Genomic DNA, 14,527 nt, shown 5'->3' on the forward strand with positions numbered 1-14,527 from the left:
CACTTCGTTCGGTTGTGACGCCCAGCACACCCGGCGGCGGTGCGCCCCGACAAGGGTTGCAGCGGGTTGCAACGTCGACGGGTTGACGCGGGCCGATCGCGCGGGGACCCTCGACTGTGACCGCCCACACACCCGAAAGGCGCCCGTGCCCCACGCCGTCCCGCCCGAACCGGCCCTCGCCGCCGGCGACGATCCGCGCGCCCACGCCGCGGTGCTGCATGCGGTGTACGACGCGTCGATGACCGGCGGCCGCCCGCCCGCGCGCCCCCGTTCGGTGATCGGTGAATCGTGGGATCGGGTCCGCCAGACCGGCCTGCGACCGGATTCCACCGGCGATCCCGTGCTCGACACCGTCGACCTGGAGCAGCGTCGATCCGAATCCGGCTTGACCGAACTCCTCGCCCCGCTGATGCACCATCTCGACACGCTGATCGTGGACGGCGAGAACATCCTGGTGGTGGCCGATGCCGGCGGTCGCGTGCTCTGGCGCAACGGCGTGAATCGAGTGCTGCACCGCGCCGACCGCCTCGGCTTCACCGAGGGAGCCTCCTGGGCCGAGGATTCGGTGGGCACCAATGCCATCGGGACCGCGCTGGCCTCCGGTCGCGCAGTGCAGGTGTTCTCGGCCGAACACTTCGTCCGTACCCACCACGAATGGACCTGCGCCGGGGCGCCGATCCGCGACCCACGCTCGGGCCGAGTGCTCGGCGCGGTCGATGTCTCCGGCCCCGCCGCCACCATCCACCCCACGACGCTGGCCCTGGTCGACACCGTCGCTCGCCTCGCCGAATCCGAGTTGCGCGAGCACCACCGCGCCGGGCTCGACGCCCTGCGCGCGGTGGCCGCACCGATCCTCGCGCGCTCCGCGGGCCCCGCCTTCGCGGTCGACGCCTACGGCTGGGTGGCCGCCCTCGACGGCGTCGATCCGCGCGCACGGCTGACCATTCCCGGTACCGCGTCGGCCGGACGCCACCGCGTGCAGGGCATCGGCGACTGCGACCTGGAACCACTGCCCGGCGGATGGCTGGTGCGCGTGGCCGACATCGCGGCCGAGCCGGATCTGGTGCAGGTGGAGATCGTCGACGGCCCGCAACCGCTGGTGCGCGTGTCGGGTGCGGGCGGCACGTGGGTCCATCACCCCACGCCGCGGCATGCGCAACTGTTGCGACTGCTCGCCGACCACCCCGAAGGGCTGACCGCCGCCGAAGTGGCCGCGCGGGTCTTCGGCGACCCGTCACGACGCATCACCGCACGGTCGGAGATGTCGCGACTGCGCAAACACCTCGGGGGCTTGCTCGCCGCCAACCCCTATCGTTTCGCCGGGCACGTCGTGGTGCTGCGCACCGACGACGACCCGGGTGCCCGGCGACGTCAACCCAGCCGGTAGCCCATCCCGCGGACCGTGACGATGGCGTCGGCGCCGATCTTCTTACGCAGCGCGCGCACGTAGACGTCGACGATGTTCGAGCCGGGATCGAAGTCGTAGCCCCATACGTGCGACAGGATTTGCTCGCGCGCCAGCACCTGCCCGGGATGGCGCAGGAACAGTTCGAGCAGCACGTATTCGCGGGCGGTCAGATCCACCGTGCGGCCACCGGTCTGCGCCCGCCGGGTCCGCAGATCCAGCGAGAGACCGTCGACCGCGAGCACGCTGACCTCGGGGACCGCTTCGCCGGCGCGCACCCGCAGTCGTACCCGGGCGAGAAGCTCCTCGAAACGGAACGGTTTGGTCATGTAGTCGTCGGCGCCGCCCTCGAGCCCGGCCACGGTGTCGCCGATCCCGTCGCGGGCGGTCAGGATGATCACCGGGGTCGGTACCTTCTCGGCCCGCAGTGCGGTGAGCACCTCGAAGCCGTCCATGCCGGGGAGCCCGATGTCGAGGATCACCAGGTCGAAGCCGCCCTGCAGGGTCAGCTCCAGGGCATGAGTGCCGTCACCGACGGTCGTGGTCACGAATCCGTTGGCGCGCAAGCCCTTCTCGATGAACGACGCGATGCGCTCCTCGTCTTCGGCGATCAGAATCCGATTCACGTCGCGTTCCTTTCCGTTGTGCCCCGCTCCATCGGGTTCCGCTCGACCGGGGCGGAAGCCGGGATCTCGATACCGAAGGTGGCACCCTCACCGGAGACCGAGTGCAGTTTCACTTCACCGCCGTGCGCCTCGGCGATCGCCCGGACGATCGCCAGACCGAGGCCGGCACCGGCGCGGTAACCGGTCGCCTCCCGCGGCCGCGAGCCGCGGTGGAACCGTTCGAAGATGGCCTCCTGATCGGCCGGGCTCACACCCGGCCCGGTGTCGGCCACCCAGAACGACACCATCGGCCGGCCCCGGGCATCCGAGTGCAACGCGGAACCGAGACGGATCTCGGCGCCCGGGCCGGTATGGCCCACGGCGTTGTGCGCCAAGGCCACCATCGCCTGGGTCACGCGCTGCGGATCCACCTGGACACTGCCCTCTCCCACCGCATCGAGGAGCCAGCGCCGATCCCCCAGGGCCCGCACCTTCGAGTGGATGTCGACGGTGAGTTCGGCGACCGAGACCTCTTGCCGCCGAACGAAATCCGGTCGTTCCGACTTGGCCAGAAGCAGCAGATCCTCGACCAGACGGCTCATCCGGTCGAGCTCTTCGGTGACCAGTCGCATCACGTCAGCGCGCTCGTCCGGGTCGTCGCCCATCAACTCCAGGTGCCCGCGGATGATCGTGATCGGGGTGCGCAGTTCGTGGCTGGCGTCATCGAGGAAGTCCCGCTGCGTGGCGAAAGCGAGCGAGAGCCGGTCGAGCATCGCGTTGAACTGCTCGGCCAGCGCGGAGACGTCGTCGCGCCCCTGCACCTCGATCCGGCGGGTCAGGTCGTTCTCGTTGATCTCGGCGGCGGCGTTGCGCACCAAGCGAATCGGCGCGAGGATCCGCCCGGAGACGAGGTAGGCGCCGGCCCCCGCCAGCAGCAGACCCACGAAGCTGACCAACGTCAGCGTGCGCATGGTGGCGACGACCTCGTCGCGGTCGCGGTCGATCGCGAAGCCGACGATGAACGTCCCGGCCGCCTCTCCGCTGTTCGGGGCGGTCACCGACACCTTGCGCCAGCGCAGTTCGCCGTCGTCGGTGTGCAGCGAGCCCCGCGCCGCCGGCTCGGCGGCCACCTGCAGCACCCGCTCGGGGCGGGACGCGAACGGGTACGGCTCGCTGCGGTCCTGGCGCACGATGCCGCCGTCGGGCAGCACCCCGACCACCACCTCGTCGTCGTCCGGATACTGCCGCTGCAGATGGCTGTCCAGGATCTCGGCGACGCTGCCGTAGGGACGGTCGGTGGAGCGGTTCACGCCGACGGAGGCGACGCCGACGAACTCCTCGATCTCCTGCACCAACGCCTGATCGATGTCCTCGTCGACCTCGCGATACAGCTCTTCGCGGGTCGCGACGTTGATCACCAGGAGGACGCCGAACATCAGCAGCATCACCCAACCGATGATCAACAGCCGGGCGGGGATGCGCCTGCGCGCACCCCCGCCCGGCCGTCCGGCGTCGCCGGAATCAGTCGTCACCATCGTTCCCGTCATCGTCGTCCTGGCCATCATCCCAGTCGTCGTCACCGTCGTCGTAACGGTCGTCGTCCCAGTCGCCCCGGTCGTCATGGTCGATCACCGGCGGCGGCGCCGTCTCGACGCGGGGCTGACCGATCGGGCCGGTCGGACCCACCCGCCGGTCATCTCGATCGTCGTCGTCTCGGTCGTCGTCTCGATCATCGTCGCGGTCGTCGTCGCGGTCGTCGTCTCGGTCGTCGTCTCGATCGTCGCCGTCGTCTCGGTCGTCGGAGACCGCAGACATCTCGCCGATCTCGACGTTCGACGGCGGGCTGCCCGCCGAATCAGACGTGCCGATCACGAAGTAGGCGATGGCCACCGCGACCACGGCGATGCCGAGCAAGGCCGTTCCCACGATTCCGGTTCCACGCAGTCCAGGTTTCATGGTTCCCACGGTGCTGCCCGGTTCTGAGGCACAGATGAAGCCAACATGAAGAGAACTTCATGTTGTGCGTGCGCGGATGAAGATTTGATCATCTCGGCCTCATCGACGATTCATCACCGCCCCGAAACCTGGTGTTCATGCACCAGCAGATCACCGAACCCCGCCGCTCGGCCCGGCCGCTGCCGCCCTGGGTCGTTGCCGGACCGCCCCACCGGGTCGGCCCGCCCTCGACCGACCTGCCCAAACGCCGGGTGCGGCGGCCGTCCGTCGGATTCCTCGCGGCGGTCAGCGCGGTCGCCGCGCTGGCGGTGGTCGTGTTGGCGCTGCCGGGCGGGCCGGACGGCCCCGCCCGGATCTCCATCGTGGTGTTCCTCGTCGCGATCGCCCTCTGGCTGGGCAACCGGGTAGACGACACGTACGTCGCGCTCGGGGCGGCCCTCGTCCTGGTCGGGTTCGGGGTGGTCGGCAGCGACGTGCTGTTCGGTGCCCTCGGCTCGGAGACGATCTGGCTGCTGGTGGCCGCGTTCGTGGTCTCGGCCGGCGTCTCGGCGACCGGTCTCACCGCCCGTTTCGCTGCCGGCCTGATCACCCGCGCCGCCACCGTCCGACAGCTCGCGCATCTCGTGACCTTCGCATTGCTGGCCACCGCCTTCGCGGTGCCGTCCACCTCCGGGCGGGCCGCGCTGACCCTGCCGATCTTCACCGCGCTCGCCGGTGCCGTCGCCGACCGTCAGCGCGTGGTGAAGGCCTTCGCCATCCTGTTTCCCACCGTCATCCTGCTCACCGCCGTCGCCACGCTCATCGGAGCCGGCGCGCACCTGGTGACCAACGAGATCCTCGCGGCGACCACCGGCGAGCACATCGGCTTCGCGCACTGGCTGGTCCTCGGGCTGCCCCTGGCACTGGTCTCCGCGCACCTGGCGACGGAGCTGGTGCTGCACCTGTTCACCACCGCCGACGACCGCTCCGCTCGCCTGTCGGTCACCACCGCCGACCTCGCGGCCCACGTGTCCACCCCGCTGACCGGGCGCCTGCGTCCGTGCGAGATCCGCGCGCTGGTGATCCTGGCGGTGATCATCGCGTGCTGGATCGCCGAACCCTGGCACGGCCTGCATCCCGCGCTGATCGCGCTGGCCGGAGCGCTCGCGATCACCAGCCCTCAGCTGGGCACCACCACCATGAGTCACGGATTGCGCACCGTTCCGTGGGGGCTGCTGGTCTTCATGGCGGCCACCGCCACCCTCGGCGCCGCATTGGCCGGGTCCGGAGCCGCCGACTGGCTGGCCGGAGGCGTGTTCGGGGTCATCGTCGACGCTCCGCCCGCGGTGGTCCTGGTGGCCCTGGTGACGATCAGCGTCGCCGCGCACCTGGGCATCGCCTCGCGCACCGCCCGATCGTCGGTCCTGATCCCCCTGGTGATCCCGGTGGCGCTGAGCGCCGGGCTGAATCCGGTGGCACTGGCCTTCGCCTCCACCGCCGCCGCAGGCTTCTGCCATTCGCTCACGTCGTCGGCCAAACCGGTCGCCATGTTCGCCGAGATCGACGGCACCACCGCGTACACGTCCGCCGACCTGCTGCGCCTGAGCCGCGTGCTGGCGCCGCTGACCGTGCTGCTGGTCGTCGCCTGCGCCCTCTGGCTGTGGCCCCACCTCGGTCTCCCCCTGTCGTGATCCCCCCTGTCCTGATCCCCCCGCCCACCCGGCCCGTTCCGTCCCACCCGCTCGCTCGCCCGGAGGTCCCCATGTCCATTCGCCGTATCGTCGTCGCACCCAGCGGCTTCAAGGAAAGCCTGTCCGCCCCGCAGACCGCGTCCGCCATCTCCGCCGGCATCGAGCGGGTGCTGCCGGACACCGCGGTGCAATCGCTGCCTTTGGTCGACGGCGGCGAGGGATCGGCTGCCGCACTGGCCGAGGCCACCGGCGGTCACCTGGTGCCCGTCCGGGTGACCGGCCCGGTAGGTGAGCCGGTGAACTCCCACTACGCCCTGCTGGGCGGCCCCGGGCCGCGCACCGCGATGGTGGAGATGGCCGCGGCGGCCGGCCTGTCCTTGGTTCCGCGGGACCTCCGCGACCCCGGCGCCACCACCAGCTTCGGGGTGGGCGAGCTGATCTCCGCGGCACTCGACGCCGGTGTCGACCGCATCCTGGTCGGCTGCGGCGACTCCGGAATCTGCGACGGCGGAGCCGGTGCGCTGCAAGCACTCGGCGCCCGGATCACCGATGCGATGGGCCGCCCGGTGGGCTTCGGCGGCGCCGCCCTGGCCGACGTCGAAGCCGTCGACCTTTCCGGGCTGGATGGCCGGATCGTCGGCACCGACATCCGACTGGCCGTGAACCAGCACAACGTGCTCTGCGGTGAGCGCGGGGTGGCCCGGGTCTTCGGTCCGCAGAAGGGAGCGACACCCGCACAGGTGGAGTTGCTCTCGTCGGCGATGGAACGGTGGGCCAAGGTGATCGAGCGCGACCTGCACCGGGATCTGCGCGACGCACCCGGGTCCGGCGCCTCCGGCGGGCTCGGCGCCGGACTCGCGGCCGGGCTGGGCGCTGCACTGCTGCCGCGCTTCGAGGTGATGTTCGAGCACGTCGACATCGCCGGTGCCATCGCCGACGCCGACCTGGTGTTCACCGGCGAAGGCTCCATCGACTTCCAGACGCCGCGCGGAAAGATCCCCGCGGAGGTGGCCCGGATCGCCTCCGCGCACCGCGTTCCGGTGGTCGCCCTGGCCGGCACCATCGGAACCGACGCCCACCTCAACTATGCGACCGGCATCGACGCGATCGCCTCGATCCTGCCCTCCCCGCTGGCGCTCGACGACGCCCTCGGCCGCGCCGCCGAGTACCTCACCGACGCCGCCGAGCGCACCATGCGGCTGCTCCTCGTCGGCCGAGCACTGGCCTAGTTGTAGTGCCCGGATCGCATTGTCGGCACGTCGTGGTGCTGCTCACCAACTTCGACTCGGGTACGGCCGGATCGGCGGCGAACGCCTAGCCTGGATGGCGGTGGTCCGTGGGATACGGAACGGCAGCTCGAAAGGCTCAATCGATGGTGGTCGTCGCGCAGATCAGTGATCTGCACTTCAACGGAACCGACGATCATCGCCACCGCGTGCGCGCGGTCCTGGACTATCTGCACTCCACCGTCGACGGCGGCGCCCAGATCGCCGCGTTACTCGTGACCGGCGACCTCACCGATGAAGGACTGCCCGCCGAGTACGCCGAGGCGGCCACCGAGCTGCGCTCCCCGATCCCCATCGTGACGCTGCTCGGCAATCACGACGACCGCGCGGCCTTCACCGCCGAGCGCGACGGCGTGGCCAGTACCGCACCGGTCAATTCCGCACTGCACCTCGACGGACTCCTGATCCTGGCGCTGGACTCGTCGATCCCCGGCCGGTCGGACGGCTATCTGTCCGACGAAACGATCGACTGGGCGCGCGCCCAGATCGCGGAGGCCGGCGATGTCGACGTACTGCTGACCTGGCACCACCCGCCGGTCCATCTCGGCATGCCGTACATGGATTCGATCTGCCTCGATGCCGACGAACGCGTCACGGCCCTGGTTCAGGATCATCCGAACGTGGTCGGCGTGGTCACCGGCCACGCGCACAGCCCTGCCGCCACCGTCTTCGCCGACCGCCCGCTGATCGTCGCACCCGGGGTGGCCTCGACGCTGAACCTCCCCGTCGAGGGCCCGGACTGGGTCAACGCCAGCCAGGGCCCCGGCTTTGCACTGCACGTGATCGACGAGCACCGCCTCACCACGCACTTCCGCATGCTCAGCAGCTGGTAAGGCTCCACCGCACACCACCGCATCGGTAAAACAACGGCGTCCTGGCGCGCACCGATGGCATATACGCCTCGGCGGCCGCCAGGGCGCCGTTGTTTTACCGATGCGTCACCTCACTCCCGGCGAGGCACCGGACCGCCGGAAAAGTTCTCGAAAATTAGTTCGGCCAAAGTGTTGCATGCACACCATATTGGGCGTAACTTGGAGCGTGAAGCAGGAAACCAGTGGTCAGGCCCGGGAGGTGACCGGCATGGACGACGCATTCGATGCGCTCGCGCTGGTGGCTGACCTGTGTCCGGAGCAGCTTCTCGCCGTTCAAGACGCCGCCGAGAAGCAACTGCAGGAGGCTGCTCTGGCCCGGCAGAACGAGGACGGCCTGCTCGATCTGCTGGAAGCCCGCGAGCGCACCCTGGCCGCGCGCCAGATCTTCGACGCCGCTCTCTACGTGGAACTCAGCGACCGCGGCGCCTACCGCAAGGGCGGATTCGTCTCGCCGTTCGCGCTGTACTCGGGCGGTCTGCGCCTGGGCGAGGGCGAAGCCCATCGCCGCGCCCGGCTTGCGACCGCGCTCGGTCGGTTCACCGCCATGACCGGCGAACGTCTCGAGCCGTCGCTGACCGCTACCGAGGCAGCCGTCGCCGACGGTGAGATCGGCCGGGAGAACGTCCTCGTCATCGCCGAGGTGATGGAGAAGGTGCCGGCCGCGGCCACCACCGACGACCGCACCAAGGCCGAAGCCATGCTGGCCGAGGCCGCCAAGACCCTCGGGCCCAACGGGGTCGGCGTGGTGGGCAACCGGATTCTGGCGTGGCTCGACCCGGACGGCGAACTGTCCGACGACACCGACCGCCGACGGCAGCGCAGCTTCTCGCTGCAGGGCCAGGACCGCCAGCTGATGAGCAAGATCCGCGCCCGCCTGACCCCGGTGGCCCGCGCACGACTGGAAGTGACCCTCGCCCAGTGGGCGGCGCCGGGGATGAACAACCCCGACGATCCCGAATCCCCGCGGGGCGCGGCCGACCAGCCCGGCCTGGACCCGGCGGTCCTCGCGGCGGCCGCCGAACGCGACGACCGCTCCCTCACGCAGCGTCAGCACGATGCGCTGCAGGCGCTGATGGAGTGGGAGCGCGCCCAGACCGGCGTCGCGCCGAACGGCAGCCTGTCCTCCGAACTCGTCATCACGGTCGCCGAGACCGACCTGGCCCGGCAGGCCGGTGTCGCCCTGACCGCCACCGGTACCCGTCTGCCGGTCGGCGATCTGGTGCAGTTGGCCGGCAGCGTGGTGCCGTGGCTCGAGGTGTTCGCCGGCGCCGGTTCGCAGGTGCTGTACTTCGGTCGCGGGCGCCGACTCGCCTCCCGTGCCCAGCGCCTGGCCCTGTTCGGCCGCGACCGCGGCTGCACCACCGTCGGCTGCAGCGTCCCGTTCGCGCGCACCCAGGCCCACCACATGCCGGACTGGACCGACGGCGGCCGGACCGACATCGACCATCTCGGCGCCGCGTGCGGCAAGCACAATCGGTGGAACGGCAAGAAGCCCGGCCAGTGGGAGTCCACCGTCCTGACCGACGGCCCCGACGCGGGCCGTATCGGCTGGCGACCCGTCGGACGGCCCGGTCCGTGGCTGGTCAACCCCTTCTTCCACCCGGAGAAGCTCGCCGACCACCACCCGATGGCCGGACTCAACACCCGCATGGCGGAAGTCTCCGACACCGATCCACCGATCCCGCCCGCGGTGGTCCGCCCGCACCCGGACGAGTCCCACCGATCCGGAGTCGAACGGCTCCTCGAGCAGTACCTGGCAGCCTGACCGCGCCGTCCCCGACAAGGGGGCCGCCCGCGGTCGGGCTATCAGGCGTCTCCGGGGCCGGTAGAACAACGGCGTCCTGGCGCGCACCGACGACGTATATGCATTGGCGGCCGCCAGGACGCCGTTGTTTTACCGATGCACCGTGGCGCACCGACGCACGACATGACGAAGGGCCGCACACCGAGACGGTGTGCGGCCCTTCGAAACGCTACGAGCAGATGGAGCTTAGAGCGCGGCGATGATGTCTTCGACGCGGTCCTTCGCGTCACCGAACAGCATCTGCGTATTCTCCCGGAAGAACAGCGGGTTCTGCACACCGGCGTAACCGGCGGCCATCGACCGCTTGAACACGATGACGTCCTTGGCGTTCCAGACCTCGAGCACCGGCATGCCGGCGATCGGCGAGCTGGGATCCTCGGCGGCGGCCGGGTTCACGGTGTCGTTGGCACCGATCACCAGGACCACGTCGGTCTCGGCGAAGTCGTCGTTGATCTCTTCCAGTTCCATCACGATGTCGTACGGCAGCTTCGCCTCGGCGAGCAGCACGTTCATGTGACCGGGCAGACGACCGGCCACCGGATGGATACCGAAGCGAACCTCGATGCCCTTCGCACGCAGCTTGGCGGTCAGGTCGGCCACCGGGTACTGCGCCTGGGCCACAGCCATGCCGTAACCCGGGGTGATGACCACGGACTTGGCGCCGGCCAGCAGCTCGGCTGCGGCGTCGGCCTGGATCTCGCGGTGCTCGCCGTAATCGGTGTCGTCGGACGCGGGCGCTTCGATCCCGAAGCCGCCGGCGATCACCGAGATGAACGAGCGGTTCATCGCCTTGCACATGATGTAGCTCAGGTACGCACCCGAGGAGCCCACCAGCGCACCGGTGACGATGAGCAGGTCGTTGCCGAGCAGGAAGCCCGACGCGGCCGCGGCCCAACCGGAGTACGAGTTCAGCATGGAGATCACGACCGGCATGTCGCCGCCGCCGATGGAGGCGACCAGGTGCCAGCCGAGGAACAGCGCCAGCGCGGTGATCACACCGAGCAGCACGTAGCCGACGGTGTCGTCCTTGACGTCCCGCGCGACGTACACGCCGGTCAGCACGACGAAGGCCACCAGCGAGCCGACGTTGATGACGTTCTTGCCCGGCAGCATGAGCGGGGCGGACTTCATCTTGGCCGACAGCTTCAGGTTGGCCACGATCGAACCGGTCAGGGTCACCGCACCGATGAAGATGCCGATCGCGACCTCGGCGGCGTGAATGCCGACCAGGGCACCGTAGTCGGCGTCACCCGGGCTGGCGTGGACGCCGGTGATGGCGCCGTTCCAGCCGATGAGCACGGCGGCGAAGCCGACGAACGAGTGCAGCAGCGCGATGAGCTCGGGCATGCCGGTCATCTCGACGACCTTGGCGCGCCAGAAGCCGATCGCCGCGCCGATCACGATGGCACCGATCAGCAGACCGATCGGGAGCCACTTGTTGAACGAGGCGCCGGCGAACTCGAGGTGATCGAGGTCCTTGACCATCATGGTGATGGTGGCGGCCAGAGCGATGGCCATACCGACCATGCCGTAGGTGAGGCCGCTCTTGGCGGACTCGTGCTTGCTCAGTCCGGCCAGCGACAGGATGAAGAGCAACGAGGCGACGATGTACGCCGCGAAAGTCATGGTTTCAATAGTCATGGCGCGTCAGGCCCCCTTGCTGAACATCGCCAACATGCGACGGGTAACCGCGAAGCCACCAAAGACGTTGATGGACGCGACCAGGATCGCGATGGTCGACAGCACCAGAACGGTCACATTGGTGGTGGCCAACTGCAGAATCGCACCGACCACCACGACGCCGGAGATGGCGTTCGTCACCGACATCAGCGGCGTATGCAGGGCATGCGCCACGTTGCCGATCACGTAGTAGCCGATCACGATCGCCAGCATCAGCACGGTGAAGTGCTGCGGGATGTCACCCGGGGCGAAGGCGTTGACCAAGAAGAAGGCCACAATGCCGAGCAGCACCAGACCGACCTTCTTGCCCGCCGACATCGGCTCCTTGGGCGGAGCCACCTCGACGGGTGCCGCCGCGGCGGCCTTGGGTGCGGCCGAGACCTGCACCGGGGGCGGCGGCCACATGCCTTCGCCGTTGCGCGCCACGGTGATTCCGCGCTGCACCACGTCGTCCATGTCGAGCGTCAGCTCGCCGTCCTTGCCCGGGGTGAGCAGCTTCAGCAGGTTCACGATGTTGGTGCCGTACAGCTGCGAGGTCTGCGCGGCCAGGCGGCCGGCCAGATCCGTGTAGCCGAGGATGGTGACGCCGTTGGCGGTCACCACCTTGTCGCCGGTGACGGTGCCGGTGGCATTACCGCCGTTGGCGGCCGCCATGTCGACGATCACCGAACCGTTGCGCATACCGGCGACGGTGTCCGCGCTCAGCAGCTTCGGTGCCGGGCGGCCGGGGATCAGCGCGGTGGTGATGACGATGTCGGCCGCGCGGGCCTCCTCGTCGTACATCGACGCGGTCGCCGCTTCCTGCTCGGCGGTCATCTCCTTGGCGTAGCCGTCCTCAGACTTCTCCGCTTCGAAGTCGACGTGGACGAACTCGGCGCCCATCGACTCGACCTGCTCGGCCACCTCGGGCCGCACGTCGAAGGCACGGACCACCGCACCCATCGCCGACGCGGCGCCGATCGCGGCCAGACCGGCCACACCGGCGCCGACCACGAAGACGCGGGCCGGCGGGATCTTGCCCGCAGCGGTGACCTGTCCGGTGAACATACGACCGAACTCGTGGGCCGCCTCGACCACGGCGCGGTAGCCCGCGACGTTGGCCATGGAACTCAGCACATCCATCGACTGGGCGCGCGAAATACGCGGCACCGCGTCCATGGCCAGCGCCGTGATCCCGGCGTCGGTCAGCTTCTGCACCAGTTCCGGATCGCGCGCAGGCGCCATCATCGAAATCAGGACGGCGCCGCGGCGCATCCGAGCGATCTCGGCGTCGGTCGGTGCATTCACCTTCACGACGACGTCTGCCGCCCACACCTCGTCGACCGAACCGACGCGCGTGCCCGCCTCGGCGAACGCCGCATCCGGCTGTTCGGCGAGGGTGCCCGCACCGGCTTCGACGATTACGTCGTACCCGAGTTGCTGCAGCTGGGCGACGGTCTTGGCCGTCGCCGCGACGAGAGTCTCGCCCGCCTTCGTTTCCCGGGGGATACCGATCAGCATGTAACTGCCTCTCCCACACTCATGTTCTGTACACCTAAATCCTGTACACCTAAATTTCAGTGACCTCCCAGACCGGGAACGCCACCAGCCCCTGACGCAGCTACCGGGAAGGGTTGGTCGTGCAGCTGCCGACTGGACACGTCAGGTCACGGGTCGCCTGGTGAGGCTTGGAACCCGCTGTTAAAAACGTGGCAAAAAGATAACATGCGCCACCCGCGGCCTCTTCGCCGCGTTACCTAGGTCACTGAGCGGCAGCGTGCCGTCCTGCACGACGCCCGAAATAGGAACCTTCTCCGAGCTGGGTACCGCTGGCGTAGCCCTTGCTGTCTTGCGCGATGTTCGCGGCGCACGCACCGGCGGCATACAGACCGTCGATGACGGAGCCGTCCTCGCGACGCACCTGGCCGTCGACGGTGGTGGCCATGCCGCCCATGGTGAAGCCGGCGTACAGCGCCTTGCCCAGGGACATGTCGAACGCGGCCCATGGACCGGTGTCCTGCGGGGCGAGGAACTCGGCGGTCTTGTGGAAGTCCGGATCCTCGCCGCGCGCGGCATACTCGTTGTAGCGCGACATGGTGGCGTTCAGGACCTCGCGGTCGATGCCCAGACCGTCGGCCATCTCGTCGATGGTCTCCCAGCCGTCGATGAACGGCGCGAGCGGGAAATCGGGCCGCTCCATGTGGGCCTCGTCGACGATCAGGAAGGCCTTGGCCCCCGGCTGATCCATCACGAAGCCGGACGTGCGCGAGTGATAGGAGTCTTCGGTGACGAAGCGCCTGCCCTCGGCGTTGACCACCAGTCCGGTCAGCAGGATCGACGGCGGGTACACCGGCGCGGTGATGAACGCCTCGCCCATGTGCTTGAGCTCGGCGCCGACGGACGCACCCATGCGGAGGCCCAGACCGTCGTCGTAGGTGCTGCCGAGGGTGAACGGCTTCTGCGCGAGCTGCGGCACGTACTCGGCCACCATGTCGGGGTTCATCACGAAGCCGCCCGCGGCGATCACCACGGACTTGGCGCGGATGTAGCCCTCGGCGCCGTCGGTGTTCTTCCAGTAGACGCCCACCACGCGCGACTGCCCGTCCGGACCTTCTTCGACGACGAGGCGACGCCCGCCGGTCTCGTAGCGGATCTCGACGTTCTCGTCGGCCAGGCGCTCCACGAGCAGCCCGATCACCATGCCCGCGCCGCCGGTGTCGCCGGGCACGGGCACCTTGTGTCCGCGCGGTGCAGGCACGGCCTTCTCGTAGTACGGCCACACCTTCTCATTGCCGGTGAACATCAGACCCTGGGTCTGCGGCTGGATCACGGCCTTGTTGGGGAAGAAGGTGCGCTCGAACTCGAAGCCGAGGGCCTCGAGCCAGTTGAAGTGCTCGACGCTGTCCTCGCAGTACGCGGTGATCTTCTCCGGCTCCGGATCCGGCGAGACCGCAGTCAGGTACTTGGCCATCTCCTCGGGGCTGTCGGTGTGGCCAGTGGCCTCCTGCACCGCGGTGCCGCCGCCGAGATAGAAATGTCCGCCGGCCATGCAGCTGGTGGCGCCGGCCGCCGCCGAACGCTCCAGTACCAACACCGACGCGCCGGCGCGGGCGGCCTCGAGTGCCGCACAGCACCCGCCCATGCCCGCGCCGAGCACCAGGACGTCGACGCTTTCGCCGAACTCCGGGACGTCGTCGATGTTGATGTTCTCGGGAAGGTCCAATCCGCTCATGCGCCCAGACTAGAACATGTTCTAGCGGGACGAGAACC

The 14,527-nt window shown here is 69.3% G+C and carries 11 protein-coding genes; 5 read left to right on the forward strand and 6 right to left on the reverse strand.

Annotated elements, in window-relative coordinates; genetic code table 11:
* The first annotated feature begins 145 nt into the window (after positions 1-145).
* Complete coding sequence (locus ABD989_RS11935; RefSeq protein ID WP_345313645.1) at positions 146-1,387, forward strand: GAF domain-containing protein; 1,242 nt, start codon at positions 146-148, stop codon at positions 1,385-1,387.
* Here ABD989_RS11935 and ABD989_RS11940 read toward each other — a convergent pair.
* Genes ABD989_RS11940 through ABD989_RS11950 form a run of 3 tightly spaced genes read right to left on the reverse strand, consistent with a single transcriptional unit; the run spans position 1,372 to position 3,936 of the window.
* A complete protein-coding gene (locus ABD989_RS11940) occupies positions 1,372-2,031 on the reverse strand; it encodes a response regulator transcription factor (RefSeq protein ID WP_345313646.1) in 660 nt (219 codons plus the stop codon). The genes ABD989_RS11935 and ABD989_RS11940 overlap by 16 nt on opposite strands.
* On the reverse strand, positions 2,028-3,545 hold the full coding sequence (locus ABD989_RS11945; protein ID WP_345313647.1) for a sensor histidine kinase: 1,518 nt from the start codon (positions 3,543-3,545) through the stop codon (positions 2,028-2,030). Before ABD989_RS11945 ends, ABD989_RS11940 begins: the two co-directional genes overlap by 4 nt.
* Complete coding sequence (locus ABD989_RS11950) at positions 3,532-3,936, reverse strand: hypothetical protein (protein ID WP_345313648.1); 405 nt, start codon at positions 3,934-3,936, stop codon at positions 3,532-3,534. The genes ABD989_RS11945 and ABD989_RS11950 overlap by 14 nt, the downstream gene beginning before the upstream one ends.
* Positions 3,937-4,103: 167 nt before the next feature.
* Here ABD989_RS11950 and ABD989_RS11955 point away from each other — a divergent pair, with 167 nt between their 5' ends.
* The 4 genes from ABD989_RS11955 (at position 4,104) to ABD989_RS11970 (ending at position 9,559) form a co-directional block, all read left to right on the forward strand.
* Positions 4,104-5,636 (forward strand): SLC13 family permease, encoded by a 1,533-nt coding sequence (locus ABD989_RS11955; protein WP_345313649.1) that lies wholly within the window; start codon positions 4,104-4,106, stop codon positions 5,634-5,636.
* 71 nt (positions 5,637-5,707) lie between these two features.
* Entirely contained in the window at positions 5,708-6,865 is a 1,158-nt protein-coding gene (locus tag ABD989_RS11960; protein ID WP_246992874.1) for a glycerate kinase family protein, read from the forward strand.
* A 143-nt stretch (positions 6,866-7,008) separates the two neighbouring features.
* The gene (locus tag ABD989_RS11965) at positions 7,009-7,755 is read left to right on the forward strand and encodes a metallophosphoesterase (protein WP_345313650.1); all 747 of its coding nucleotides are present in this window, start codon (positions 7,009-7,011) and stop codon (positions 7,753-7,755) included.
* 247 nt (positions 7,756-8,002) lie between these two features.
* The gene (locus tag ABD989_RS11970) at positions 8,003-9,559 is read left to right on the forward strand and encodes an HNH endonuclease (protein WP_345313651.1); all 1,557 of its coding nucleotides are present in this window, start codon (positions 8,003-8,005) and stop codon (positions 9,557-9,559) included.
* Between the two features lie 225 nt (positions 9,560-9,784).
* Here the strand turns inward: ABD989_RS11970 and pntB are convergent, their stop codons facing one another.
* The 3 genes from pntB to ABD989_RS11985 form a co-directional block, all read right to left on the reverse strand.
* A complete protein-coding gene (pntB, locus tag ABD989_RS11975) occupies positions 9,785-11,239 on the reverse strand; it encodes a Re/Si-specific NAD(P)(+) transhydrogenase subunit beta (RefSeq protein WP_246992880.1) in 1,455 nt (484 codons plus the stop codon).
* A 6-nt stretch (positions 11,240-11,245) separates the two neighbouring features.
* Positions 11,246-12,778 (reverse strand): Re/Si-specific NAD(P)(+) transhydrogenase subunit alpha, encoded by a 1,533-nt coding sequence (locus ABD989_RS11980; protein WP_246992882.1) that lies wholly within the window; start codon positions 12,776-12,778, stop codon positions 11,246-11,248.
* Between the two features lie 241 nt (positions 12,779-13,019).
* Positions 13,020-14,489 (reverse strand): FAD-binding protein, encoded by a 1,470-nt coding sequence (locus ABD989_RS11985; protein ID WP_246992884.1) that lies wholly within the window; start codon positions 14,487-14,489, stop codon positions 13,020-13,022.
* Positions 14,490-14,527: the final 38 nt, after the last annotated feature.

The organism is Gordonia alkaliphila, assembly GCF_039542465.1.
Lineage (GTDB): Bacteria > Actinomycetota > Actinomycetes > Mycobacteriales > Mycobacteriaceae > Gordonia > Gordonia alkaliphila.

Excerpts from the sequence above, each read along its gene's own strand:
- ABD989_RS11945 (WP_345313647.1), bottom strand. The coding sequence starts at position 3,545 with ATGGTGACGACTGATTCCGGCGACGCCGGACGGCCGGGCGGGGGTGCG.
- ABD989_RS11970 (WP_345313651.1), top strand. The coding sequence starts at position 8,003 with ATGGACGACGCATTCGATGCGCTCGCGCTGGTGGCTGACCTGTGTCCG.
- ABD989_RS11955 (WP_345313649.1), top strand. The coding sequence starts at position 4,104 with ATGCACCAGCAGATCACCGAACCCCGCCGCTCGGCCCGGCCGCTGCCG.
- ABD989_RS11965 (WP_345313650.1), top strand. The coding sequence starts at position 7,009 with ATGGTGGTCGTCGCGCAGATCAGTGATCTGCACTTCAACGGAACCGAC.
- ABD989_RS11985 (WP_246992884.1), bottom strand. The coding sequence starts at position 14,489 with ATGAGCGGATTGGACCTTCCCGAGAACATCAACATCGACGACGTCCCG.
- pntB (WP_246992880.1), bottom strand. The coding sequence starts at position 11,239 with ATGACTATTGAAACCATGACTTTCGCGGCGTACATCGTCGCCTCGTTG.
- ABD989_RS11980 (WP_246992882.1), bottom strand. The coding sequence starts at position 12,778 with ATGCTGATCGGTATCCCCCGGGAAACGAAGGCGGGCGAGACTCTCGTC.
- ABD989_RS11960 (WP_246992874.1), top strand. The coding sequence starts at position 5,708 with ATGTCCATTCGCCGTATCGTCGTCGCACCCAGCGGCTTCAAGGAAAGC.